This window comes from Enterocloster sp. 210928-DFI.2.20 (assembly GCF_020554465.1).
GTDB lineage: Bacteria > Bacillota > Clostridia > Lachnospirales > Lachnospiraceae > Enterocloster > Enterocloster bolteae.
In genome coordinates, this window is record NZ_JAJCHK010000003.1 from 164168 (window position 1) to 189437 (window position 25270).

General features: G+C 52.1%; 17 protein-coding genes. 4 read left to right on the forward strand and 13 right to left on the reverse strand.

Annotated features, from left to right (window positions below):
* The first annotated feature begins 109 nt into the window (after positions 1 to 109).
* Positions 110 to 1000: a DegV family protein gene (locus tag LI015_RS05195; RefSeq protein WP_227124270.1), complete on the forward strand. Its 891-nt coding sequence runs from the start codon at positions 110 to 112 to the stop codon at positions 998 to 1000.
* Between the two features lie 50 nt (positions 1001 to 1050).
* Here LI015_RS05195 and LI015_RS05200 read toward each other — a convergent pair whose 3' ends face one another.
* Together LI015_RS05200 and LI015_RS05205 are read right to left on the reverse strand one after the other, a co-directional pair.
* On the reverse strand, positions 1051 to 1869 hold the full coding sequence (locus tag LI015_RS05200) for a DUF368 domain-containing protein (RefSeq protein ID WP_038281605.1): 819 nt from the start codon (positions 1867 to 1869) through the stop codon (positions 1051 to 1053).
* Between the two features lie 278 nt (positions 1870 to 2147).
* Positions 2148 to 2363: a hypothetical protein gene (locus LI015_RS05205; RefSeq protein ID WP_002564751.1), complete on the reverse strand. Its 216-nt coding sequence runs from the start codon at positions 2361 to 2363 to the stop codon at positions 2148 to 2150.
* A 332-nt stretch (positions 2364 to 2695) separates the two neighbouring features.
* On the opposite strand from LI015_RS05205, the gene LI015_RS05210 reads away from it, so the two are divergent.
* Complete coding sequence (locus LI015_RS05210) at positions 2696 to 4699, forward strand: diguanylate cyclase (RefSeq protein WP_227124272.1); 2004 nt, start codon at positions 2696 to 2698, stop codon at positions 4697 to 4699.
* A gap of 23 nt (positions 4700 to 4722) precedes the next feature.
* On the opposite strand, the gene LI015_RS05215 is transcribed toward LI015_RS05210, so the two are convergent.
* From LI015_RS05215 to ileS, 6 genes are all read right to left on the reverse strand, one after another.
* On the reverse strand, positions 4723 to 7182 hold the full coding sequence (locus LI015_RS05215; RefSeq protein WP_227124294.1) for a homocysteine S-methyltransferase family protein: 2460 nt from the start codon (positions 7180 to 7182) through the stop codon (positions 4723 to 4725).
* A 21-nt stretch (positions 7183 to 7203) separates the two neighbouring features.
* The gene (locus LI015_RS05220) at positions 7204 to 8238 is read right to left on the reverse strand and encodes a threonine aldolase family protein (protein ID WP_117626207.1); all 1035 of its coding nucleotides are present in this window, start codon (positions 8236 to 8238) and stop codon (positions 7204 to 7206) included.
* A 55-nt stretch (positions 8239 to 8293) separates the two neighbouring features.
* Complete coding sequence (locus tag LI015_RS05225) at positions 8294 to 8944, reverse strand: vitamin B12 dependent-methionine synthase activation domain-containing protein (RefSeq protein ID WP_002564755.1); 651 nt, start codon at positions 8942 to 8944, stop codon at positions 8294 to 8296.
* A gap of 158 nt (positions 8945 to 9102) precedes the next feature.
* The gene (gene metF, locus LI015_RS05230) at positions 9103 to 9960 is read right to left on the reverse strand and encodes a methylenetetrahydrofolate reductase [NAD(P)H] (RefSeq protein WP_002564756.1); all 858 of its coding nucleotides are present in this window, start codon (positions 9958 to 9960) and stop codon (positions 9103 to 9105) included.
* Positions 9961 to 10034: 74 nt separating this feature from the next.
* Positions 10035 to 12488 (reverse strand): glycogen/starch/alpha-glucan phosphorylase, encoded by a 2454-nt coding sequence (locus LI015_RS05235; RefSeq protein ID WP_118017962.1) that lies wholly within the window; start codon positions 12486 to 12488, stop codon positions 10035 to 10037.
* 116 nt (positions 12489 to 12604) lie between these two features.
* Complete coding sequence (ileS, locus tag LI015_RS05240; RefSeq protein WP_002572547.1) at positions 12605 to 15739, reverse strand: isoleucine--tRNA ligase; 3135 nt, start codon at positions 15737 to 15739, stop codon at positions 12605 to 12607.
* Between the two features lie 561 nt (positions 15740 to 16300).
* On the opposite strand from ileS, the gene LI015_RS05245 reads away from it, so the two are divergent.
* Positions 16301 to 17758: a nicotinate phosphoribosyltransferase gene (locus LI015_RS05245; RefSeq protein WP_002572548.1), complete on the forward strand. Its 1458-nt coding sequence runs from the start codon at positions 16301 to 16303 to the stop codon at positions 17756 to 17758.
* Between the two features lie 104 nt (positions 17759 to 17862).
* On the opposite strand, the gene LI015_RS05250 is transcribed toward LI015_RS05245, so the two are convergent.
* Both LI015_RS05250 and LI015_RS05255 read right to left on the reverse strand, forming a co-directional pair.
* Entirely contained in the window at positions 17863 to 18609 is a 747-nt protein-coding gene (locus LI015_RS05250; protein ID WP_117626205.1) for an SIR2 family NAD-dependent protein deacylase, read from the reverse strand.
* A 169-nt stretch (positions 18610 to 18778) separates the two neighbouring features.
* Complete coding sequence (locus LI015_RS05255; RefSeq protein ID WP_227124273.1) at positions 18779 to 20071, reverse strand: galactokinase; 1293 nt, start codon at positions 20069 to 20071, stop codon at positions 18779 to 18781.
* Between the two features lie 177 nt (positions 20072 to 20248).
* Between LI015_RS05255 and LI015_RS05260 the strand changes: the two genes are divergently transcribed.
* Positions 20249 to 21250, forward strand: coding sequence for a TIGR01212 family radical SAM protein (locus tag LI015_RS05260; RefSeq protein ID WP_227124274.1), 1002 nt, complete (start codon positions 20249 to 20251; stop codon positions 21248 to 21250).
* On the opposite strand, the gene LI015_RS05265 is transcribed toward LI015_RS05260, so the two are convergent.
* The 3 genes from LI015_RS05265 to LI015_RS05275 all read right to left on the reverse strand — a co-directional run bounded on the left by LI015_RS05265 (position 21187) and on the right by LI015_RS05275 (position 25189).
* On the reverse strand, positions 21187 to 22494 hold the full coding sequence (locus LI015_RS05265; RefSeq protein ID WP_227124275.1) for a CapA family protein: 1308 nt from the start codon (positions 22492 to 22494) through the stop codon (positions 21187 to 21189). The genes LI015_RS05260 and LI015_RS05265 overlap by 64 nt on opposite strands.
* 20 nt (positions 22495 to 22514) lie before the next feature.
* Entirely contained in the window at positions 22515 to 23375 is an 861-nt protein-coding gene (locus LI015_RS05270; protein ID WP_227124276.1) for a DegV family protein, read from the reverse strand.
* A gap of 401 nt (positions 23376 to 23776) precedes the next feature.
* Positions 23777 to 25189, reverse strand: coding sequence for a hypothetical protein (locus tag LI015_RS05275; protein ID WP_002572553.1), 1413 nt, complete (start codon positions 25187 to 25189; stop codon positions 23777 to 23779).
* Between the last annotated feature and the right edge of the window lie 81 nt (positions 25190 to 25270).

The following is a 25270-nucleotide window of genomic DNA, read 5'->3' on the forward strand; positions in this document are numbered from 1 at the left end:
TAGCACAGTTCCATCTGTTTTTCCACTGCATTTGACACCGCACCCCTGGCATGCTATACTTTTTTCAACACAAGACAGCTAATTTTTCCCACTTTAAAAGGAGCAAACCATGACGAATTCCTATATGATTACCTGCTGTTCCACAGCCGATCTGCCGGCGTCTTATCTGACAGAGAGAGGCATCCCCTACTCCTGCTTTCATTTCCGGATGAACGGCATGGAATATGACGACGACCTGGGAAAGTCCATTCCCATTGAGGATTTTTACGAGAACATCAGGCAGGGCGCCATGCCCACCACGTCCCAGGTGAACCCGGAACAATACGAAGCCATGTTTGAGCCCATATTAAAAGAAGGAAAGGATATCATCCACATGACCCTCTCCTCCGGCATATCCGGCACCTATAATTCGGCAGTCATTGCCAGGGATGAGATGCTGGAGCGTTATCCGGACCGGCAGATTGCCGTCATTGACTCCTGCTGCGCCTCAGCGGGCTACGGACTTCTGGTGGACACGGCCTGGGAGATGATGCAGGCAGGTGCAGAATACAGGGAACTTGTATCCTGGATTGAGGAGAATAAAAAAAGGGTCCATCATTGGTTCTTCACCTCTGATTTGACCCATTTAAGACGGGGAGGACGCATCTCTGCCTCAGCTGCCTTCTTTGGCAATATGCTCAACATATGTCCCCTGCTGGAAGTGAATGCGGAAGGCAAACTGATTCCCCGGGATAAGTACCGGGGCAAGAAGCGCGTTATCCGGGAAATGGTGGAGCGGATGAAGGAACATGCTGAACAGGGCGCTGCCTATAAAGGAAAATGCTTCCTGTCCCAATCCTCCTGCCCCGAAGATGCCGAGGCAGTGGCCAGCCTGGTAGAGGAAACCTTCCCTCATTTAAACGGAAAGGTTTTCATCGTGGATATCGGCACTGTCATCGGCTCCCATACCGGTCCCGGCACCGTATGCCTGGTTTTCTGGGGAGACGGCAGAACCGTGTAGAGTGTGTCTGAAAACTGCTTTCTGACGCGCCCCGGCCGCGCTCCGGCCCTTTAGGTTCTCTGTTCTTTCATGGACATCACATACAGAGCCGCAAAACCCGCAGCTCCGGCTATAAGGGCCGCTGCCAGATCCGCGCCTGTTGGGATACCTGGAAAAAGTTCCGGCAGGGAACCGAACATGAATCCCAGGATAATCAGATAGGTGGGCTGGGGATGACGGGACATCAGCCGCTCCAGCACCTTGGTGGTCAGGAAAATGCCGCCCAGCACGCCGGCTCCCAGCGGTATCAGGGGAAGGATATGAAAGGAGCTGATGTTTCCTATAATGGTTTCATAGATTCCCAGCATATAGAGCATCTGAGACACGCTGATTCCGGGCAGGACCAGCCCCACCGCAATGATGAATCCCCCAGCCAGCTGAAGGAGCAGGGCCGCGGGCCCGAAACTTCCGTCCGGTGTAAAAAGTCCGGAGGGAATCAGCGCCAGAAGCACCACCCCCAGGATGCCTATGGCAGGATAGGCCACCGCTCCCAGGTCCAGTTTTTTCACGCCTGCCTCCCTGTATATCATGGGAACACCTCCTGCCACCGCTCCCAGGAAGAAAAACCGGAGCGGAACATCGGCCCTGGTTGTGAACAGGTAGCTGATAAAGCGCGAAAACAGCACCATTCCGGTTCCTGCCCCCAGGACGAATTTGAGCAGGAAGGCCATGCTTCCTGCAGGTTCCTTGAAAAAGGAGCTGATGGATGAAATGAGTCTGTCATAAACCCCCATAATCATGGCCATGGACCCTCCGCTTACTCCGGGCACCGTCATGGTCCCCCCTATCCACATTCCTTTTAAAATGATTTTCACATTATCTCGATTCACTGGAAATACTCCTTTTCACCTTCTGTGACCTTACTGCACGCGCGTCCCTTCCGGAACAACAGTAACGATATTCTACCCCATGCAGCCGGAAAAGTGAATTAATTTTCTGTATATATTTATGTCCGGGTACGGCTTATTATTGCCCCGGACATGAAAATAATCCCGGAGGACAGGCAGTTCTGCCTTTCTCCGGGATTTATTTTTGAGGAATATGATTATGTGATAATGAAACGGAATATGGATCCGATGTATTTAATTAATGTATTTAATCAATACGCTTAATTAACACCGCACTGGGAATTTCCAGGCATCATGCCGACTCCCATCTGTGACAGCATGGAATTCAGGTCCTGTCCGCCCTTCTGGTACTGTACTGCCTGGGGACAATTTCCCGTATTGTAAAGTGCTGCGTTGCAGTCATTTATATTTGCCATATTAGTGCCGCATGCAGAACCCAGCATTGCAGCAAGTGCCATAGATGAAACTGATAACATAGTATGTCCTCGCTTTCTTTCTTACAGATATTACAAATCTGTTACATTTCTGTTGCAAAACTATATTATCACATATTAGGAGTCCTGTGTCTGGGAGTTATTGGAAAAACAACGACTTTTGTCTTTTTTTGCGGATTTTTCATGTTCTTTGGTAATATTTCCCCAATATCCCTCATATATTATCAGTATTATGTAATTGACGCAAACAAAAAAATACGCATGATACCAGCGCCGGTTTTACTTATAACTGCTGCATGCCTGCTGTACAGCGGACAGGCCAGTCAGGTACGGGCATGGCAATCACGATTAAGACAGGGGTTGTATATTATACTATGTTAGAATATGTAAAGAAAAATTTATCCTGTATCTTTCCCGCACAGGACCATGGCAAAGGATGTCTGTATGCGGACGAAATTTACGATACGGTGCAGACCATGAACATCAGCCAGACCTTGAATTATTCCATCCTTTTAATCATTATGGAAGCCTTCAGTCTAATCGTATATCTGGCCACAGACTTTACAGGCAGAGCTGCTTCCATGCTCAGCTTTACCATGCTGCTGTTCCTTCTGTTCATCGCCTTTAATATTGTATATTGCAAATACTTATTGAAACAGCAGCGGACCTGTTCCACAAGGCGGAGGCTGAAACACCATACATACTTTTTCACTGCCATATTTGCCCTGTACTGCATTGCAGTGAACCACATCTGCCTGCAGAGCCGCCTGACAGCAGAAAGCGTCCTTATGTTTTACATTTACATTGCCGCCGGCCCCATCTATTCCCTTACAGAAGCGCTGGCCTCAGTGCTGGCTACCGCCCTGGCCGCGATTCCGGCTTTCAGGGCCCACCATGTACCGCCGGCCCTGTATTCCAACCTGTTCCTTTACAGCTTCATCAGCCTGTTTCTGTCCCAGATGCGCTGCCACATTATTGTGAGCAACCTGCAAATGGTAAGAAAGGCCAGGGATGAACAGGTTTGTCTTCAGGAACGGGCCGACAAGGACCCGCTGACACAGCTTTTCAACCGCAACGGCTATTCCCTCCGGCTGGAGGAGCTGATTCCCTATAGCATACGGCTTCATGTACCTGTGGCTGTCATCATGATAGATATTGACTATTTCAAACAGTACAATGATACATACGGCCATGTACAGGGCGACGAATGCCTGAAAAAGGTAGCCGCAGCCCTGTCCGGCAGCATCCACCGTGAGAACGACCTGATCTGCCGGTTTGGAGGGGAAGAGTTTCAAATACTGCTCTGTGATGTCCACCCCTCTGACGCCATCAAGGTTGGAGACCGCTTGAGGAAATCTGTGGCTGATTTAAAGATTCCCGCTGCCAACCGAAGCGCCTCCCCCTTTGTGACGATCAGCGCAGGGGTCGTGAGCACAGTCCTTACCTCCATGGATGATTACCACAAGCTGGTACGGGCAGCGGATGATGAGCTTTACTACGCCAAAAGCCACGGAAAGAATATGATTTCCTTCCGGGAACTGAATCCGGCTCCCAGCTCCGACCTATCCCTGGAGGACAAACTGGAGCACGCAAAACTTATATATGACAGCATCCCCTTCCCCTTTGCCATCATTCAAATTCAGGCAAAGGACGGACAGGCCTGTGATTTTTCCTATGTATATGTAAATGAAGCCTGTGCCCGCCTGGAATGCCGTTCCAGAAACATCCTCTACCGAAAAAGCTTCCTGAGCCATTACCCGGACGCCGATACGCGGCGCCTTCCCGCCTACTATGAAACAGCCATGCACGGCGGACGGCAGATGTTTTATGATTTCAGCCCGGAACGCAGCAAGTACCTTAAGATAGAGTGCTTTCAATTCCACGAAGGCTACTGCGGCTGTCTCATTGAGGATGTAACGGACCAGCACTATTTTGAGCTGTACGGCAATAATGAGCTGGGGCTTCTGAACCAGGTGGTAAACGGCGGCATCCTCCTGACCAGCTACCAGGCAGAATCCCCGGAGGTCATATATATGAATTCCAGGCTGCTTCACGCCCTTGGCTACTGCAGTCTGTCCGAATACAAGCTTTTGTCCGGAAGCTCCTTATCGTTCCTCAGGCAGCTGCACCCGGATGACACCCATACATTCCAGGAGACCATGACCGTATTTTCCACAGACGACACCGTACGCAGCTGCATCATACGGATTCGCAGGAAGGACGGTGCATGGCTGTGGTTCATGCTCAGAGGCAAACTGATTATTGACGAACACAAAAATCCCCTCAACCTGTTCACTGTCTACCACATTACACGTCAGCTGAAACAGCTGGGGCAGATAGTTCCTCAGGTGGATGGGGATTCCCGTATCAGTCTATGAAAACCCAGGAGCTTCCCGGCGCTCTAAGCGCCGAATACCTGCTCCGCATAATTTACCGATGCCATAGCATCCCTGCAATAGGCGTCAGCGCCTATGGTCCTGGCATAATCCTCCGTCAGCACAGCGCCTCCCACCATCACCTTGACAGTGACGGATGCAGCCCTTAGCTGGCGGATGGTTTCCTCCATGCTGGGCACAGTGGTGGTCATGAGGGCGCTCAGGCCCACCAGGGCAACCTGACGCTCCACGGCCTCCTTTACAATGACCTCCGGCGGCACGTCTCTTCCCAGGTCGATGACCTCATAACTGTAATTTTCCAGCAAAACCTTCACGATGTTCTTGCCGATATCATGGATGTCGCCTTTCACCGTTGCCAGGATGATGGTACCTTTCTTTTCCTGGGCCTGTCCGCTTCCATCCATAGCTGCCTTGATGACCTCAAACGCAGCCTTGGCGGCCTCCGCGCTCATAAGAAGCTGGGGCAGGAACACGGTTCCCTTCTCAAACCCTTTTCCCACACGGTCCAGGGCCGGTATCATCTCACTGTTGATAATATCCAGCGGCTCCCTCTCCTTTAACAGTTCCGTCACCGCGTTGTGGGCGGCTTCTTTCAGGCCTCTCTCAATGGCTGCTGTCAGAGCCGGCCCCTGGCTTCCTCCTCCTTGATGCTCTCCTGAGCCAAAATGATTGTCTGCCTTTATCCCGTTCTGGCTGCCGCTCTTTCCAATGGTCTGGCCCAGGCCCGCGCTCTGTCCGCTGTACACGCTGATATACTGGCCGCACTGGGGATCCCGGTCCATAAGCGCGTTAAAGCTGTAGTAAGCCCGCATCATGGCCTCGGAGTTAGGGTTTATGATGGCAGCTCCCAGCCCGCATTCCATGGCCATGGTAAAGAATGCGGCATTGATGATTTCCCTCTGGGGCAGTCCGAAGGATATGTTGGATACCCCCAGCACGGTTCCCACTCCCAGCTCATCCCGGATGCGCCGCAGGGTCTCCAGGGTGGTAAGGGCCCCTTTGCTGTCGGAACTGACCGTCATGCAGAGTCCGTCCAGAATGATATCCTCCGGCCCGATTCCGTACTCCGCTGCCCGTTCTATGATTTTCCTGCCCACGGCCAGACGTCCATCTGCCGTATCGGGAATGCCGGACTCATCCAGGCAGAGTCCCACCGCCACTCCGCCGTATTTTGCCATCAGCGGAAATATGCGGCTCATGGACTCTTCCTTGCCGTTGACAGAGTTAATCAGCGGTTTTCCGTTGTATATACGCATGGCGCGCTCCATGGCTTCCATGTCCGAGGTGTCGATTTGAAGAGGCAGGTCGATGATGGCCTGAAGCTCCCTCACAGCCTCCTCCATCATGGACGGCTCATGGATTTCAGGAAGTCCCACGTTCACATCCAGCACATCCGCCCCGTTGTCCTGCTGGCTGACCCCCTCCTTCAGGATATATTCCAGGTTGTGGTCCCGCAGGGCCTGCTTGAACTTGGACTTGCCGGTGGGGTTTATGCGCTCCCCGATAATGATTGTCTTACGGCCGGCGGTCACTGCCTTTGCATAGGAGGACACCACAGTGCGGTGTTTTTTCTCGGGCCACACCACAGGCATGTCCTTACACCGCTGTGTCATCAGGCGTATATGCTCCGGGGTGGTGCCGCAGCACCCTCCCACCACCACAGCGCCCATGGCCGCGATTTCCTCCATGACAAGGGCAAAGCCCTCAGCGTCTATGTCGTACACCGTCTTCCCGTTCTCGCTTCTGGGAAGGCCTGCATTGGGGTTTACCAGCACGGGAAGGGAGGACACCCTCAGAATTTCCTCCAGGATACCCTTCATCTGCACAGGTCCCAGACCGCAGTTGATTCCCAGGGCATCCACCCTCAATCCCTCTAACAGGGCCACGGTGGACTCCACGTTTCCGCCGGTCAGAAGCTTTCCCTTTTCATCAAATATAACGGTTGCGAACACAGGCAGACGTTCCCCTGTATCCGGCCTGAATCCCGCCTCCCTGGCAGCCAGCACCGCGGCCTTCAGCTCATAGCTGTCGCTCATGGTCTCTATAAGAACCAGGTCCGCTCCCGCCCTGGCGCCAATGGATACCACCTCTTTATAAAGCTTCACCGCATCCTCGAAATCCAAATCCCCCAAAGGTTTTAACAGGCGCCCCGTAGGTCCCAGGTCCAGGGCCACGTATCCGTGTCCTGCTTCCCTGACCGCGGTTCTGGCATTTTCCACTGCGGCTGTCACGATGGACTCCAAATCATCTTTAAATTTAAGCCTGTTGGCGCCAAATGTATTGGTGGTCATGATGTCTGCGCCGGCCTCCAGATAGGACCGGTGTATGGATATAAGCACATCCCGGCGGGTCAGGTTCCACGTTTCCGGAAGCTCTCCCGGTTTCAGGCCCTGGGCCTGGAGCAGGCTCCCCATTCCGCCGTCGCAGAACAGGCGGCGTACCTTCATCTCTTCTAATATTGTCATCATCATTCTCCGCAAGTCCTCTTAACTGTTCAAAATGTCGTTTACCAGGATGTCCACCTGCTCCCCGCTGGTAATCCAGCTGGTGCAGAGGCGGATAGCCGTATGGCTTTCATCCACCCTTCCCTGGTTGGTGTAACTGTACTTATCCTTCCACGACTCCAAAAGGGCATCCGGCATGATGGGAAATACCTGGTTTGTGGTGTTTTCCACCAGGAAGGGATATCCCTTTTTGACACAGGCGCAGCGTATCTTGTCTGCCAGCCTGTCCGCATGGGCTCCCAGCTCAAAATACAGGCCGTCCCGCAAAAGCTCTCCAAACTGTATGCCCAGAAGGCGGCCCTTGGCCAGCATACCGCCCCGCTGCTTGATATGGTAGCGGAAATCCGCCTTCAGCTCATCGTTCAATATAACCACGGCCTCCCCGAAAAGAGCCCCCACCTTGGTTCCTCCGATGTAGAATACGTCGCAGGAAGCTGCCAGGGACTTAAGGTCCAGGTCATTCCCCTGCGCCGCCAGGCCGTATGCCAGACGGGCGCCGTCCACAAACAGGTACAGGCCGTACTTCCTGCACACCCCATACAGGTTCTCCATCTCAGCCCTGGTGTAAATAGTGCCCAGCTCCGTGGGGTTGGAGATATATACCATCTTTGGCTGCACCGTGTGCTCAAAGCTCTCGTCCCGGATATGGGCCTGGTACAGCTCCTCCACCTGCTCTGCCGTAATCTTGCCGTCCTCAGAGGGCAGGGCCAGCACCTTGTGTCCGGTGGCCTCTATGGAGCCTGTCTCATGTACATTGATGTGGGCCGTCACAGCCCCCACCGCCCCCTGATGGGAACGCAGGGCAGATGCTATGACCGTCAGATTGGCCTGGGTTCCTCCCACCAGGAAATGGACCGCTGCATCTTCCCGTCCGCATAGGCTGCGGATGATGCCTGCGGCCTCTGCGCAGTAATGGTCCTCCCCGTATCCGGGCGTCTGCTCCAGATTAGTCTCAGCCAGTTTCTTAAGTATGCGCTCATGGGCGCCTTCGCTGTAATCACAATTAAAACGAATCATAATATAATTCCCCTTTTTATTTTATTTTTATGCCGCCTTAAAGGGCTTTTCCCTGTCACCTCCGGTAGGGGCAGTCCGTCTTGGCACAGGCTTCACAGCCTTTTACATCGCAGCGGTAAGGTTTCCTGCTGGCTCCCATGACCGCTGAAACAGATTTGGAGGGCATCATGAGAAGACTGTCCGTCAGCTTGATGCCGATGCGTTTTCCGGCCTCCAGGGCCTCTAACAGCATACCCTGGCATTCCAGCGGAAAGTCTCCGTAACCGGGGCTGAACCTGGGGCGCAGATAACGGCCTTTTGCCTCATATTCCGACTTTATCACAGTACACACCTGGTCGCAGTACTCCTCAATCATGGCCGCTGCCGCTGCCTGCATGACCACGGCCCTGCTCATCTGGAGACGGCTGTACTTCTGAATCAGATGGTCGGCCCCGCAGCCAAGGGTGGCCGCAAACACAATAATCTGATCGCAGTCCTTCAGATTCCCCCACAGGTTCCTGCTCCTGGCGTTGAAACATCCCCCGTCAATTCTGTAATCCTCTCCCAGTGACAAGGGATATTCCCGGTACAGATGCCTGGGTGTGGCAGCTTCCCATAATTCCGCCATGGACTGCTCCACCATGGCCGCCACTGCCCCGTCAGCCTCCTGACCCCTGTACCCCAGATAGCGGAGGACCTCCCTCCTGTCTACGTCCTGTATGTCCATATGTCTTTTCTCCCGATGTTCGTTCTTCTGATATTCGTTTTCCCGACATTCGTTCTTCTGGTATTCGTTCTTCTAAGTTTTATTCTCTCGGATATAGTCATGAGGTTTTTTCTCGTGAGTTTTTTCTCATGAGTTTTTTTCCAGTGTTGCATTCAGCCCTATAAAATCTCCGACAGGTTTTCTTTTATCTTCATGGCCACATCCGGCTTATTCATGGAATACACATGGATACCGTTGACTCCGTTGGCAATCAGGTCAATGATCTGGTCCGTGGCATAGGCTATTCCGGCCTGCTTCATGGCCGCGGGATTGTCCCCGAACCGGTCCACAATGGACATGAACCTGGATGGCAGGTAGGTCCCCGACATCTGGGTAATCCTCCGTATCTGCTTTGCGTTGGTCACAGGCATGATGCCGGCAATCACAGGCACCTGGATTCCCTTTTCACGGATGCGGTACAGATAGCTGTAAAGAATGCTGTTGTCAAAAAACATCTGGGTGGTGACAAAATCGCATCCGGCCTCCACCTTCTGCTTCAGGTAATCTATGTCCACAGACTTGTTGGCTGATTCCACATGGCCCTCCGGGTAACATGCTGCCCCGATGCAGAAATCACCTGCCTTTTTGATTTCCCGTATCAGTTCTGAAGCATAGTGGTATTCCTTTGGCGTGCTGCCGTCCTGGGGGATATCCCCGCGCAGGGCCAGTACATTTTCAATGCCGCGCTCCCTTAACTCACCCAGCACATGGTGCACCTTTTCCCTGGTGGATGAAACACAGGTGAGATGAGCCAGGGGCGTCACTCCATATTCCTCCTTGATGGCGGAGGCGATTCCAACCGTATATTCGCTGGTTCCCCCTCCTGCCCCATATGTAACACTCATAAACGAGGGCTTTAATTTTGCAATCTCCGCGGCTGCCTTCTCCACGGAATCATATGCATCCTCTGTCTTTGGGGGGAACACCTCAAAGGAGAGGGTGGGCTTTCCTTCTGCCAGTATGTCGCGTATTTTCATTTCTGTTTCCCTTCCTCATGCGTCATCCAAAAAAGCTCCGGCACCCCAATAATCAGGATTGCCGGAGCAAGCATTTACATTTCTACGGTCACTTTCTTCAGATGCCAGATATCCTTCACATACTCCTCAATGGTACGGTCAGATGTGAACTTTCCGCAGTTGGCCGTGTTAAGGATGGCTGCCTTAGCCCACCACGCCTGGTCCCTGTAAGCCTTATCCACCCTCTGGTGCGCCTCGGCATAGGAACGGAAGTCCTTGAGGATAAAGTAGGTATCAGCCCTGTCGCTGCTCTTGGTATTTAAGAGAGAGTTATAGATATCCCTGAACAGCTCTGGGTTATCCGGTGCATAGTATCCGTTAATCAGCTGCATGAGCACACGGCGGATTTCCTGGTCATTGTTAAAGATATCCATGGGGTAATAGCCGCCGTTGTTCTCGTAGTTAATAACCTCGTCGGAGGACATGCCGAAGATAAATGCATTGTCCGCTCCCACTTCCTCCACGATTTCCACATTGGCTCCGTCCATGGTTCCCAGGGTAAGGGCCCCGTTGAGCATAAACTTCATATTGCTGGTGCCGGAAGCCTCCTTGCTGGCCGTGGATATCTGCTCGCTGACATCAGCCGCCGCAAATATAAGCTCTGCATTGGATACGCGGTAATCCTCGATGAACACCACCTTAATCTTGCCGTTAATGGACTTGTCATTGTTGATGACATCCGCCACTGAGTTGATGAGCTTGATGGTCAACTTAGCCCGCTTATAGCCTGCGGCTGCCTTCGCGCCGAAGATAAAGGTCCTGGGAATCATATCCATATCAGGATTATCCTTCAGCTGGTTGTACAGATACATCACATGGAGAATGTTCATCAGCTGGCGCTTATACTCATGAAGCCTCTTGACCTGCACGTCGAAAATAGAGCGCGGGTCCACGTCAATGCCGTTATTCTCCTTGATATATCTGGCAAGGCGCAGCTTATTCTGGTACTTGATGTTCATAAACTCAAACTGGCACTTCTCATCCCCTGCAAAGAGTTCCAGCTTCTTGATGTGGGGAAGGCCGGTAATCCACTCATCGCCAATTTTGGAGGTGACCCAGTCTGCCAGCAGCGGATTGCCGTGAAGCAGGAACCGTCTCTGGGTTATGCCGTTTGTCTTGTTGTTGAACTTCTCCGGCATCATCTCATAGAAGTCTTTTAACTCCTGGTGCTTAAGGATTTCTGTGTGAAGCCTGGCAACGCCGTTGACGGAAAAGCTGGCTGCAATCGCCATGTAAGCCATCTTCACCTGTCCGTCGTAAATAATGGACATTTTGCGCAGCTTCTCCTGGTTGCCCGGATACATGGTCTGAATCTGGTTCTGGAACCTGCGGTTGATTTCCTCCACAATCTGGTAAATTCTGGGCAGAAGCCGTGAAAACAGCTCAATGGGCCACTTCTCCAGCGCCTCTGACATGATGGTGTGGTTTGTATAAGCGCAGGTCCTGGTGGTTACCTCCCACGCCTCATCCCATGTAAGTCCCTCCTCGTCCAGAAGAATCCGCATCAATTCAGGGATGGCAACCGTCGGGTGGGTGTCGTTCAGCTGGAACACTACTTTTTCATAGAATTTTCTGATGTCATCGTGCTTTTCTTTATACTTTTTAACCGCCCTCTGTACGCTGGCGGAAATAAAGAAATACTGCTGCTTCAGGCGCAGTTCCTTGCCTGCGTAGTGGTTGTCATTGGGGTAAAGGACCTCCACAATGGTTTTGGCCAGATTCTCCTGCTCCACTGCCTTCTGGTAATCTCCCCTGTCAAAGGAATCCAAATTAAAGGTGTTGATGGGTTCTGCATCCCAGATACGCAGGGTATTCACCACATTGTTGCCGTATCCGATAATCGGCAGGTCATAGGGCACCGCGCGGACAGACTGGTATCCGTCCTGTACGAAATGGTTCACTCCGCCCTGGTTCTCAATGCGCACATAACCTCCGAATTTAATCTCGGAAGCATACTCCGGCCTGCGGATCTCAAAGGGGTTGCCGTCCTTTAACCAGTTATCCGGCACCTCCACCTGGTAACCGTTCTCAATCTTCTGCTTGAACATGCCGTAGCGGTAACGGATGCCGCAGCCATATGCCGGATATCCCAGGGTTGCCAGCGAATCCAGGAAACAGGCCGCCAGACGTCCCAGGCCGCCGTTTCCCAGGGCTGCGTCCGGCTCCTGGTCCTCAATCACATTTAAATCAAAGCCCATCTCATCCAGGGCTTCCTTAATCTCATCCCTGGCGCAGATATTGATGATATTATTGCCCAGAGCACGGCCCATGAGGAACTCCATGGACAGGTAGTATACTGTCTTAACGTCCTTTTTCTCATATTCCTTGTGAGTGGCAATCCACTCGTCAATGATAACATCCTTCACAGCATAGGCCACTGCCTGAAATACCTGCTGGGGAGTCGCCTCATCAATGGTCCTTCGGAACATGTTCTTTACGTTGTCCACCACACTGCGCTTGAACGTTTCCTTATCAAATCCTTTATTCATCGGCCATTATCCTCCTGCTTTAAGTTCCTCTTCTATTACAGAACTATTGTATGTAAATCATTCCCAAATTATCAGACGGGGCGGGGTTTTATGGGCCCCGCCTCACAATCTTACCATTATTTCATGGTCTTTTCAACACCGAGCATTACATTTTCGCCGTTAATGTTCCACTCTTTAACAAAGCCGGACATGGCGCCGATGCTGATATGGTCCGCCATGACCTCTGTTTTGATCTCGTCCGCATGGGCCTTAATCAGTTCTGCAATCCGGTCATTTCCATCCTGGAATACGCTGATGTGGTCCATGACCTCAAATCCGGCCTCCTTGCGCATGGTCTGAATCTTGCTTATGAGTTCTCTCACAAAGCCCTCCTCAATCAGTTCAGGAGTCAGGTTGGTATCCAGCACAACGGTCACATAGTTGTCTTCCTCTGTCACATAGCCGTCCTTCTGGGAAACATCGATCAGCAGGTCGTCCTTTGTCAGCACCACTTCCTGGCCGTCATAGTCAAAGGTAAGCTGTCCCTTCTCATTCAGGGTATCCATGGCAGCGCTGCCGTCGATATCGGTCAGAGTCTGGCGAATACGGTTTAACAGCTTGCCGTACTTTGGTCCCACGGTCTTTAACTGGGGCTTGAAGGTATAGGAGGTAAATTCCCTTACATCATCGGAGAAAATCACCTGCTTCACATTCAGTTCTTCCTCAATAATCTGCACATAGAACCTTGACAGCTCATGGTCGGCCTTCACATACATCCGGGCAATGGGCTGGCGGTTCTTGATGTTGGCCGCATTCCTGGCCGCACGTCCCATGACAACCACCTTCAGCACTTCATCCATGTCGGATTCCAGCTCCGCATCAATCCAGGACTCATTCACCTCCGGGAAGTCGCACAGGTGTACACTTTCAGGCGTGTTCCCGTCCACCTTTCTCACGATATTCTGGTAAATCTGCTCTGTCATAAACGGAATCATGGGAGCAGCCGCCTTTGCCACGGTCACAAGGGCCGTGTACAGGGTCATGAAGGCATTAATCTTATCCTGCTCCATTCCCTTTGCCCAGAAGCGCTCACGGCTTCTGCGCACATACCAGTTGCTTAAGTCATCCACGAACTCCTGGAGAGATCTGGCTGCCTCAGGAATCTGGTAATTCATCAGGCTGTTATCCACTGTCTTTACCATGGAATTCATCTTGGACAGCATCCAGCGGTCCATGACCGGAAGCTTGTCGTATTCCAGGGTATATCTGGTGGGATCAAAATTGTCAATATTGGCATACAGCACCCAGAAAGCATAGGTGTTCCAAAGGGTACCCATGAACTTGCGCTGTCCCTCGGTCACTGCCTTATCCTGATAACGCTTTGGAATCCAGGGAGCGCTGCAGGTGTAGAAGAACCAGCGGATGGCGTCTGCGCCGTGGGCTGCCAGAGTATCAAAGGGATCCACTGCATTGCCCTTGGACTTGCTCATCTTCTGTCCGTTTTCATCCAGCACAAGCCCCATGACAACTACATTTTCATAAGGCGCCTTGTTGAACAGCAGGGTGGACTCAGCAAGGAGGGAATAGAACCATCCTCTGGTCTGGTCCACTGCCTCGGAGATAAACTGGGCCGGGAACTGCGACTCGAACAGTTCCTTGTTCTCAAAGGGATAATGGTGCTGCGCAAAGGGCATGGCTCCGGAATCAAACCAGCAGTCAATCACCTCAGGCACACGCTTCATGGGCTTATTGCACTTGGGGCACTTGATGTTTACAGCGTCAATATATGGGCGGTGAAGCTCGATTTCATCAGGGCAGTTGTCGGATAAGCTCTTTAATTCCTCGATGCTTCCGATGGAATGCTGGTGTCCGCACTCGCACTCCCAGATATTGAGCGGGGTGCCCCAGTAACGGTTTCTGGAAATACCCCAGTCCTGAATATTCTCCAGCCAGTCCCCGAAGCGGCCCTTGCCGATGGAATCCGGAACCCAGTTAATGGTATTGTTGTTGCGGATCAGGTCATCCTTCACAGCAGTCATTTTGATGAACCAGGACTCCCTTGCATAGTAAATGAGAGGGGTTCCGCAGCGCCAGCAGTGGGGATAACTGTGCTCGAAGCTGGGGGCTGAGAAAAGCAGCCCTCTGGACTCCAGATCCTTTAACACCATGGGGTCCGCATCCTTCACAAAGGTGCCTGCAAAAGGCGTATCCGCCGTCATATCGCCCTTGGCGTCCACCAGCTGCACAAAGGGAAGGTCGTACTTGCGGCCAACGTTGGCATCATCCTCACCAAAGGCAGGTGCAATGTGTACGATGCCGGTACCGTCTGTCAGTGTTACATAGTCAGCACAGACCACATAGTAGGCTTTCTTGTGCTGCTTCTCGCACAGGGGCACGGAGCAGTCATAGAGGGGCTCATATTCCTTGAACTCCAGGTCCTTGCCCTTGTAAGTTTCCAGCACCTCATAGTCTTCACCCAGCACGGTATCTGCCAGGGCCTGAGCGATATAGTAGGTGTAGCCGTCGCCTGTCTTTACTTTTACATAGTCTTCCTTGGGGTTCACACACAGGGCCAGGTTGCTGGGAAGGGTCCACGGCGTAGTGGTCCATGCCAGGATATATGCGTCTTCTCCCTTGGCCTTAAAGCGGGCAATGGCGGAACGCTCCTTTACATCCTTATAACCCTGGGCCACCTCATGGGAGGACAGCGGGGTGCCGCAGCGCGGGCAGTAGGGAACCACCTTAAAGCCCTTGTACAAAAGACCCTTGTCCCAAATCTGCTTAAGAGCCCACCACTCAGACTCGATAAAGCTGTTGTCATAGGTTACATAGGGATTGTCCATATCAGCCCAGAAGCCAACGGTGTTGGAGAAATCCTCCCACATGCCCTTGTACTTCCAGACGCTTTCCTTACATTCTTTGATAAACGGCTCCAGACCATACTGCTCAATCTGCTCCTTGCCGTCCAGTCCCAGCTTCTTCTCAACTTCCAGCTCCACAGGCAGGCCGTGGGTGTCCCATCCGGCCTTTCTCGGCACCATATACCCCTTCATGGCCCGGTATCTGGGAATCATATCCTTGATTACACGGGTCTCCACATGGCCGATATGAGGCTTGCCGTTGGCAGTTGGCGGTCCGTCATAGAATACATAGGGCTTGCAGCCCTCCCTCATTTTAATGCTTTTCTCAAAGATGTGCTCTGCTTCCCAGAACTTCTCCACTTCTTTTTCCCGTTCCACAAACTTAAGGTCTGTGGGGACTTTGTCATACATAACGTCTTCCTCCGTTCCATTCATGATAGATTTCTATTCTGGTATGTGAAAAAGATTGTATATCCTTCCATGAAGCAAAAAAGGCTTCCGTCCCGAACAGGACGAAAGCCATAAACCGCTTCGTTTAACCACCTATTACTGCATACCATCATATGAGTTCCCTTAACGCGGGAAACGCGTCCCGGCCTATCATGCGCTGCTGACGCATCCCTTCAGCCGGACAGCTCCGGAGTGATCTTCAGTTCTGCATTACTTGCACCGGTTTCCACCATCTCCGGCTCTCTGAGGCGTTCCTGCAGGCCTACTGTCTCCATCTATGCCTTTTTCATTTAACTTCTTTATTATAATAATGCATGCGTAAAATGTCAACCGTGTATCTGATTTTCGTTTATTTTGACATATCAGTTGTTCCGCCTTTGATTGTTAAATTTTTATCATTTCGTTTGCCTTTTCCAGAATATGTGTTATACTACTAACCAATATTACTGCACAGCCGTCAAAATCCTGCCGCACCGCATACCCTGCGTACAGCACACCGGCTGCGCCCAGGGAGGAACCTATATGGAGCAGAGAAATCTTACCTTACTCACAGACCTGTATGAGCTAACCATGATGCAGGGGTATTTCAAAGAAAAGGACGCCAACGAAACCGTTGTATTCGACATGTTTTACAGGACCAATCCCCACGGCAACGGCTTTGCCATCTGTGCCGGATTGCAGCAGGTCATTGAGTACATTGAGGACCTGCATTTTGATGACAGCGACATTGAATACCTGAGAAGCCTGGATATGTTTGAGGAGGACTTTCTGAGCTATCTCAATGAATTCCGCTTTACAGGCAATATTTACGCCATTCCGGAGGGTACCGTGGTTTTCCCCAGGGAACCCCTTGTCAAGGTCATTGCCCCCATTATGCAGGCCCAGCTCATCGAGACAGCGCTGCTCAATATCATCAATCACCAGAGCCTCATTGCCACCAAGACAGAGCGCATCGTCTACGCGGCCAAGGGCGACGGCGTCATGGAATTCGGACTGCGCAGGGCCCAGGGACCGGATGCCGGCACCTACGGAGCAAGGGCAGCCATGATAGCCGGATGCATCGGCACCTCCAATGTACTCTGCGGGAAAATGTTCGATGTCCCGGTAAAGGGAACCCATGCCCACAGCTGGATTATGAGCTTTCCCGACGAGCTGACCGCCTTCCGCACCTATGCCAAGCTCTATCCTTCCGCCTGCATTCTGCTGGTGGATACCTATGATACCTTAGGTTCCGGCGTTCCCAATGCCATCCAGGTATTTAAGGAGATGAGAGAAGCCGGTATTCCTCTTACCTTCTACGGCATCCGTCTGGACAGCGGTGATTTGGCCTACCTGTCCAAAAAGGCCAAAAAGATGCTCAACGAGGCCGGATTCCCGGACGCAGTGATCTCCGCCTCCAACGACCTGGACGAGAACCTGATCAACTCCCTGAAAATGCAGGGAGCCACCATCAATTCCTGGGGAGTGGGCACCAACCTGATTACAGCCAAAGACTGTCCGTCCTTCGGAGGCGTATACAAACTGGCTGCTGTGATGGACAAGGCCACAGGCCAGTTTGTGCCGAAAATCAAGCTGTCCGAAAACGCGGAGAAAATCACCAACCCGGGCAACAAGACCATACAGAGGATTTATGATAAGGCCACCGGCAAAATCATAGCAGATTTGATTTGTCTGGTGGGCGAGGAATTCGACACTCGCAATTCCCTCCTTCTCTTCGACCCCTTAGAGACATGGAAAAAGACCATGCTGGCGCCAGACAGCTATACCATGCGTGAACTGATGATCCCCATTTTCCTGGACGGCAGGTGCGTGTACCAGTCTCCGAAGGTAATGGATATCCAGGCCTACTGTAAAAAAGAGCTGGATACCCTGTGGGATGAGTCCAAGCGTCTCATCAACCCCCACACAGTCCATGTGGACCTGTCCAATGAGCTGTGGCACACAAAGAACCAGCTGCTGGATTCCTTCCACAGAAAATAAACAGACATAGACGTGCAAAAGGCCGGAACCATCTCCGGCCTTTACTAATTTCCCATCTTATCCCACTCAGCTGCCAATGTTCCCGGAAGGTATTTCCGGCTCCCTTAAATCCCGCCATCCACCAGAAGGGGAAGGACATTCTGGGGAAGGTCGTATATGACCATATCGGCTTTCTCATCCAGGGGCCTGGGTATACGGTGGATAATTACCATCTTCCTGCCCTGGAAGTACCGTATGTAGTTGCTGTATACCTCTGACCGCAGACTGGTTCCCAGCACCAGGAGCACGTCGGCCCTGGCTATCTCCTCCGTGGTACGGCTCATGATGCTGCTGTCCACCATCTCCCCGTAGAGAGAGGTTCCGGGACGTATCATGGTTTTGCAGTTCTTACAATGAGGAACATGTCTGGAATCCCTGATCTCTTCCATGGAATACAGCCTGCCGCAGTGGGGGCACCTGTTTTTGTATATGCTTCCGTGAAGGTAAATCACATTCCGGCAGCCCACCTGTTCCGGCAAATCGAAAATATTGGTGGTAACAATACACTGAAGCTTGTCCTCTTCCTCCATCCTGGCCAGCGCCCTGACAGACGGAGTCATGTCAGGAATCTTTTTCAGTATCTCCTCGCGGTAAAATTCATAGAATCGTTCCGGCCTTCTGGACAGACAGGAAATGTGAAACAGCTCCTCCGGTGATTCCGAATATTTCTGTTCAATCTCATAAGCCCGTCCTTCCTGTTTAAGTCCCAGAATGCCTCCCTCTTCCATCATCCCGGAACCGCAGATGGCAACCGTATAGCTGCTTTCAGCCAATACCTGCTTCAGGAGTTCCAATGTTTTTTCGCCAATCATACCCGCTCAGTCCTCCTCTTGTTCTGATTGCTCCAGAGCATGTCTGATACCCGCATACTCTGACATCATTATACCGCAAATCCCCCCGCCTTACCACAGGAATCCGCGGGAACTGTAAGCGTGAGCCCCGTAAATCACGGCGTTTTATGTCGAAAAAAGCAGTACGCGGCTAAATCAGGTCATTAAAGCAGATGGCTCCGTATGGGCGGATGCTCATTCGGTAAGCGCTTCCCTCTCCTGTGCATTTTTCAATATAGTGTATGAATTCGTCCACAAGTTCATTGGGCAGCACTGCCATGATAACGCCGGCAAAGCCTCCTCCGTGGACCCTGCAGGCCCCCTTCTGCTTTTCTGCAATGAACAGCTCCGTAAGCGCCAGGGTAACCGTGATTCCCTGCTCCTGGTAATCGCTGTTGGTAAAGCAGTTCTGGAGCCATTTCCATGAGGAATTGCCGGATGCCGTTATATTGTTTAAGAAATCCTTAAAACGGTTCTCCTTAAGGGCAAGGACCTCTGCCTCCACCCTTTTATTTTCCTCAAAGAAATGCAGTGCGCGCAGCACGGATCGATCCCCGGCAAACTGCCGTACCTCTGCCAGGTTGTCTATCACCTGTTCCTCGGAAATCTGGGACAATACCTCTTTTCCAAAATACCTGGCCACCTTTATCATCTCCGCGGGAACCGAGGAATAATCCGCGCTCAGGTCAGCATGGCCCTTGCCGGTCTGTACAATTATCAGGCTGTGGTCCTGGGAACCAAAGTCAAAGTCTATCTTTTCCACCTTAGGTACCAGCGGCTCCATAAAATCAATGGTGATAAGGCCGCCCACAGCACATGCCATCTGGTCCAGCAGGCCGGACGCCTTGTCCCAGTAGTTGTTTTCAGCGAACTTGCCGATATGGGCATATGCCACGGTGCTCATACGGCCTTCATTAAAAAATGTGTTGAGCATGGAGCACAGCAGCATCTCAAAGGAGGCTGATGAGCTGACCCCTGCCGCGCTTATGACATTGCTGGTGATATACGCGTTGAATCCGCCCACACGGTAGCCGGAATCCTTAAATCCCTGGAGAAGTCCCTTTACCAGGTCCACGGTTCCCGCCTTTTTCTCACTGGGCTCCAGATGGTTCAGATCAATGGTAAAATCCTGGTTATATGTCTCGCTGACAATATGTACCTGATTGGATTCATTCGTTCCGGCCGCCCCCACACAGTCCAGATTAATGCTGCCTGCCAGCACCTTGCCGTGGTTGTGATCTGTATGATTGCCGCTGATTTCCGTTCTGCCGGGTGAGGAAAACAGCTTCACATCCCCTTCCCCGCCAAACATCTTCTCATACCCGGCCAGCAAATCCTCATAGCGCTTTACATTAGCCTCTACCCCGTCTTCCCCGTAGAGCTGCGCCATAAGAGTCCTGGCGGCGCCGCTCTCCAGCAGTTTTACTGTCTCGTTTACCTTCATGACTTACCTCTCCTATCTTTTCTGAAACTTCTGAATTCAGTTTATCACACATGGCACAAAAACAACAATACAATATTCTCCTGTCTTTATATGTTTTTTTAAATAAAGATGACACCGGACATGCTTTGCTGTTATAATCTCTTAAAACAGTATCATGTAAGAAAGCAGGTATTTACAATGGAATGGAACGGAAAACCATATCACTCCCTGGACTATGAGCTGAGGCAGCAGTTCGGCCGGAAAATCTATAAGCTGTCCCTGGACGGAGGCATGAGCTGTCCCAACCGGGACGGCACTCTGGGAACAGGGGGCTGTATCTTTTGCAGCCAAGGCGGCTCCGGTGATTTTGCCGCTTCCAGACAGACGGCTGTCTCCCGGCAGATCGAGCAGGCCATGGCTCAGGTAAAGAGAAAGATGCCTGACGGCTCACAGGGTTCTTATATTGCCTATTTCCAGTCCTACACCAATACGTACGCTCCCCTGCCCTATCTGAAGCAATTGTTTGGGGAAGCAGTCTCCCATCCTGCCGTCGCAGCCCTGTCCATCGGCACCAGGCCGGACTGTCTGGAGCCTGAGGTTATCGGCCTGTTAAAGGATTTAAACCGTGTGAAACCGGTATGGGTGGAGCTGGGCCTCCAGACCATCCATGATTCCACCGCCGCCTTTATCCGCCGTGGTTACGGACTTCCTGTGTTTGAGGACGCCCTCAGACGCCTTAAGGCAGCTGGCCTGACCGTCATTGTCCATGTCATATTGGGCCTGCCCGGCGAGACCAGGCTCATGATGGCGGAAACCGTACATTATCTGGCCCAAAGCCCCATAGACGGAATCAAGCTCCAGCTTCTCCACATTTTAAAAGGGACCGGCCTGGCAGATTACTGCCGCACCAATCCCTTTCCCATATTCACAATGGAGGAATACATTGATTTTGTCATAGACTGTGTGGAAATCCTTCCCCCTGAACTGACCATTCACCGCCTGACAGGGGACGGTCCAAAATCCCTTCTCCTGGCCCCTCTGTGGAGCGGCAACAAACGGCTGGTATTAAACACCCTGCACCGCCGTTTCAAGGAGAGGAACACCTGGCAGGGAAAAAGGTATGTCCCTGATTCCTCCTACTCTGCCGCCTTTTCCTCCACCGGCGCCGCAATTCCATCCTCCCCAACCGTCACGCCATAGGAAATGGATGTGATATACTGGTAAAAACCCGCCTTTTCTCCTTCATCCTCCAGCATCCTGGTATATCCTCCAGAGGATGTGCCCGGCACCAGCCGCAGCAGCGCGTCTTCCCCGTCCCATTCCACGGTCAGCAGAGCTGTTTTCGGAATGCTGCTGCCGAACACAAAATTACCCAGGCTGTACACGATAGGCCTGCCCTTATAATATTCCAGCCCCTGCAGTACATGGGGATGGCTGCCTATCACAAGGTCGGCTCCCGCGTCTATATACTGCTGTCCCAGGGTCCTCTGGTACTCCTGGGGCCGCTCGTCACGTTCAATTCCCCAGTGCACATATACCACAAGGTAATCGCAGACTTCCCTGGCCTTTTTGATCTCCTCCAACAGCAAGGACGGATCATAGGTGGTGAGCATGCCCGGTCCCTTGGAAGTGGCGTTCCAGGAACCCTCCGGTATGACCCTGGACGCGCCCAGGAACCCGATTCTGCGGCCCTTTGCCTCCATGAATACCGGCTTTTTGGCTTCCTCCAGATTGGCTCCGGCTCCCACCCGCAGGATTCCGGCATCATCCAGGGTGCTGCATGTATCCAGCAGGGCATCTGTACCGAAATCCAGAGCGTGATTGTTGGCCAGGGTCACGATATCTATTCCCAGCTCCTGAAACATGGATACATGTTCAGGCGGCAGCCGGAAGGTAAACTGCTTATCAGCAGCAGCTGTTCCGCGGCTGCTGAAGGGGAATTCTTCATTTGCCATAAAGATATCGCTGCCGTCAATCACCTGGCGGAATCCGCTGTCCACCACTCCGCCTATATTGCCTGCTTTCCGGTATGCGCCCAGCACGTGGTCTGAGAGAAGGATATCCCCTGCAAATACAAGTTTTAGCGGAGAGTCCTCATCCGATGTTCCTGTTCCGGGCCCCTGTGCTTCAGCATTGTCTGAATGGGCGGATAAACCGCCATCCGCTGCATCCGGGCCGTCTGTTCCTTGGGCGCCGTCCATTCCTTGCAGGCCGTCTGTTCCTTGGGCGCCGTCCGAATCTGCGGCGCCGCCTGTTTCTGCCCCGTCCCCTTCCTCCGGTTCCGGCGCCTCCACGCCAGCCACGCCGGTGCCTCCCGAGACACCTACCATCTCAGCCCTGACATATTTGTCCTGTGCTGAGTGCCATATTAAATATCCCGTAATACCGGCCAGCAGCAGCCCTAATAATAAGGCTGCTGCCACAATACATCCTGTTCTCTTCATAAAACCTCTCCTGGCGGACATCAGACTGCCAGTACAATCCCTCCATTATTGGCATATACAGTGGCCACGCCTGCCGCGTTGGTAACCACAATCTTCTTGAATCCCACCCTCTTAGCCAGCTCATCCTTTACGTATTCAGCCCGCTCAGGGTTATTCACATGGCAGACAACCGCAATCTTACTGGCCGCGTCCGCCACTTCCTTTACCGCAATATCGCACATTCTCTGAAGGGCCTTGTTCATTCCCCTGGCCTGGTCCAGCTTGATGATGGTTCCTGTATCCGCGCCCATAACAGGCTTGATGTTGAGGGCTGTGGCAAAAAAAGCCTGCAGGCCCGACAGACGCCCGTTCTTGCGGAGTGTATCCAGGCTCTCCAGCACAAAGTAAGTATTCATGCCGTCCCTGTATGCCAGGGTTTTCTCCACCACCTCATCAAACTCCAGTCCGGAATCGCACAGGTTTTGGATAAAGAGGGCAATATTCAACTCCCCTGAGGATGCGGAAAGCGAGTCAATAACAGCCACCTTCTTGGCCTGCTCCGCCATACCTTTTTCCGTCATCTCCTCCTCATACAGCTTCTTTGCCACTGCCGCCGAATTATAGCTTCCGCTGAGGTGGCTGGACAGAGTGATGACAAATACTGCTTCCGCTTCCGCCTCCTCAAATGCAGCCTTAAAGGTCTCCGGTGACGGACACGCTGTCTTTGGGCATTCCGGACACGCCTTTACCATCTCTATAAACCGTTTCTGGTCAAATGTCTCATCATCCACCACCTGGGCACTGCCTACCTGCAGTGTCAGCGGAATCATCTGAAATCTGGGATCCTTCTTCATATCCTCTGTTAAATCAAGACAACTATCCCCGATAATCTTATAGGTCATAATTATGTCCTCCGGTTTTTCTTATCCATGTCTTTTCACATGTAGTATTCATTACTACTTATTATAACAGTATGGATGGTAAAATGCAATGCTTATATGTTTCCAGTTTTATGGAGATTTTTTGGACTGATTTTTTGGAAGAAGGACCGGATGGGGTGATAGCCCCGTTGGTGGAAACGGGCGGCTGCGGATGATTGGACGGCTGCGGATGATTGGACGGCTGCGGGGTAAGAAGGCTTTTGGCCTTCTTACCCCGCAGATACCCCTGCCTCTCCTGCCCTGCCTGCTCCCATTCATAAGGATTAAATGGGGAGGTAAAAAATACGGCTGATGCTGGTGTGATTGTTAATGTTATTGTCTGTGTGAAATTTCATTCCGGTTTTTTATATCATTCCGGCTTCTCAGCGGGCCTGCTCTATGGCTGATAAAATCTGGTCAATGGTGGCTTGACGGTCGCCGGTGTATTCGATGGAGATTTCCATAAGTTTGCCGTCTATCTGGCGGAAGTAGGTGTCCTCATGCTCCGTGGTGCCGTCGCTGTTCTGGCCGGAGGTCTTTATATACTTGTATTCGTAGCCGCCCATGTTTACAGTACCTGTGCTGTCAACTGTGTAATCATAATAGCCCGCATAATCAATGAGCCATTCCAGGTAGCGGTCCAGCTGCTGGGTGGAATCGGTGTAGTCTATGGTAAGCAGGTAGCCGGTTCCTCCATCGTACCAGTAGTACATATTCTCACCAGCCTCCAAGGGATAGCTGTAATAGCTTCCGTCGCCCAGCATCAGTTCTGCTGCCTCAGGGAACTTCATAAACAGATTGGCCCAGCGGTTGCTGTAGGTCTTTCCCGATATGGTGCCTGTTTCATAGGCCTGAGCCGGCCGCTGGCTTCCTTCTACCATGTAGCCCTGGGCGTCAAAGGTATATTGGCTGCCGTCTATGGTCTTGGTCAGGTTTGTCACCATGTGGCCGAATTCATCCACATATTTCCACCTTCCGTTTTCTTCAATCCATGCTTTGTACATGATTTGGCCGTTGCCGTCCAGACGGTATGTAAGGCCGTTCTCGTCCAAGGCCCATTCATTGGTGCCGAAGGTACCGTCCCCGTGGTGATATTGCCATCCGCCTGCATCCGTATAGCTCCAGCCGCCTCCTGCGTATGGCTGCATCTGGCTTAAAAGCAGGGCTGCGTTTCCTGCCTGGTCACCGGAATAGATCTGGACCAGCATGTAACAGTTTCCGCCAATCTCCCTCATGTAGACATCCAGGAACATACGGTTGGACAGTTCTTCCATGTAGGCGTCATATTCCTGCTTTTCCTCCGGGGTCATGTCATAACTTCCCATCCAGGCAGACATATACTGCGCCATCAGGGCTCCGTAATTAATCTTAACAGAGTAATAGCCAGCTCCTGCTATGCCGGCCGTCCCCATGGCTACATAGGAACCATAGGATGCATCCTGGCCCAGCATCTGAAGCATCTCCTGCATGACTCCCTCCAGGCTCTCGCCTTCCAGGTCTGCCACTATGCCGGCCATGGCAAGATAGCTTTCATTCTCCTCATCAATGGCAGCGGCAATGAAATCAATCTTCACCCCGTCCTCTTCCATATAGGACAGATAATCTAATCCCAGGTTACCTCCATACCTTCCCACCTCAAAACCTGCCGGAAATGTGGCCTCAAATCCAGCCATGCTGCTTCTCACCGTACTGCCCGCGATGGTGCTGAGCCCCGTGGGAAGCGCCCAGGCAGTCATCGCGCCTGCCGCAGTCAGTACTGCGCTAAGCAGCACTGCCGTAAAACGTTTACCTCTCATACAACCCCTCTCCTTCCTACTATAAGATATTTCCAGTATAACCGATTTAGAATGCCCGTGCAACGCAAATAGGAACTGGTT

What these genes read in the sequence shown, in the direction of transcription:
- LI015_RS05195 (WP_227124270.1), top strand. Translation starts at nt 110, where the DNA reads ATGACGAATTCCTATATGATTACCTGCTGTTCCACAGCCGATCTGCCG.
- LI015_RS05205 (WP_002564751.1), bottom strand. Translation starts at nt 2,363, where the DNA reads ATGTTATCAGTTTCATCTATGGCACTTGCTGCAATGCTGGGTTCTGCA.
- LI015_RS05210 (WP_227124272.1), top strand. Translation starts at nt 2,696, where the DNA reads ATGTTAGAATATGTAAAGAAAAATTTATCCTGTATCTTTCCCGCACAG.
- LI015_RS05215 (WP_227124294.1), bottom strand. Translation starts at nt 7,182, where the DNA reads ATGACAATATTAGAAGAGATGAAGGTACGCCGCCTGTTCTGCGACGGC.
- LI015_RS05220 (WP_117626207.1), bottom strand. Translation starts at nt 8,238, where the DNA reads ATGATTCGTTTTAATTGTGATTACAGCGAAGGCGCCCATGAGCGCATA.
- LI015_RS05225 (WP_002564755.1), bottom strand. Translation starts at nt 8,944, where the DNA reads ATGGACATACAGGACGTAGACAGGAGGGAGGTCCTCCGCTATCTGGGG.
- metF (WP_002564756.1), bottom strand. Translation starts at nt 9,960, where the DNA reads ATGAAAATACGCGACATACTGGCAGAAGGAAAGCCCACCCTCTCCTTT.
- LI015_RS05235 (WP_118017962.1), bottom strand. Translation starts at nt 12,488, where the DNA reads ATGAATAAAGGATTTGATAAGGAAACGTTCAAGCGCAGTGTGGTGGAC.
- ileS (WP_002572547.1), bottom strand. Translation starts at nt 15,739, where the DNA reads ATGTATGACAAAGTCCCCACAGACCTTAAGTTTGTGGAACGGGAAAAA.
- LI015_RS05245 (WP_002572548.1), top strand. Translation starts at nt 16,301, where the DNA reads ATGGAGCAGAGAAATCTTACCTTACTCACAGACCTGTATGAGCTAACC.
- LI015_RS05250 (WP_117626205.1), bottom strand. Translation starts at nt 18,609, where the DNA reads ATGATTGGCGAAAAAACATTGGAACTCCTGAAGCAGGTATTGGCTGAA.
- LI015_RS05255 (WP_227124273.1), bottom strand. Translation starts at nt 20,071, where the DNA reads ATGAAGGTAAACGAGACAGTAAAACTGCTGGAGAGCGGCGCCGCCAGG.
- LI015_RS05260 (WP_227124274.1), top strand. Translation starts at nt 20,249, where the DNA reads ATGGAATGGAACGGAAAACCATATCACTCCCTGGACTATGAGCTGAGG.
- LI015_RS05265 (WP_227124275.1), bottom strand. Translation starts at nt 22,494, where the DNA reads ATGAAGAGAACAGGATGTATTGTGGCAGCAGCCTTATTATTAGGGCTG.
- LI015_RS05270 (WP_227124276.1), bottom strand. Translation starts at nt 23,375, where the DNA reads ATGACCTATAAGATTATCGGGGATAGTTGTCTTGATTTAACAGAGGAT.
- LI015_RS05275 (WP_002572553.1), bottom strand. Translation starts at nt 25,189, where the DNA reads ATGAGAGGTAAACGTTTTACGGCAGTGCTGCTTAGCGCAGTACTGACT.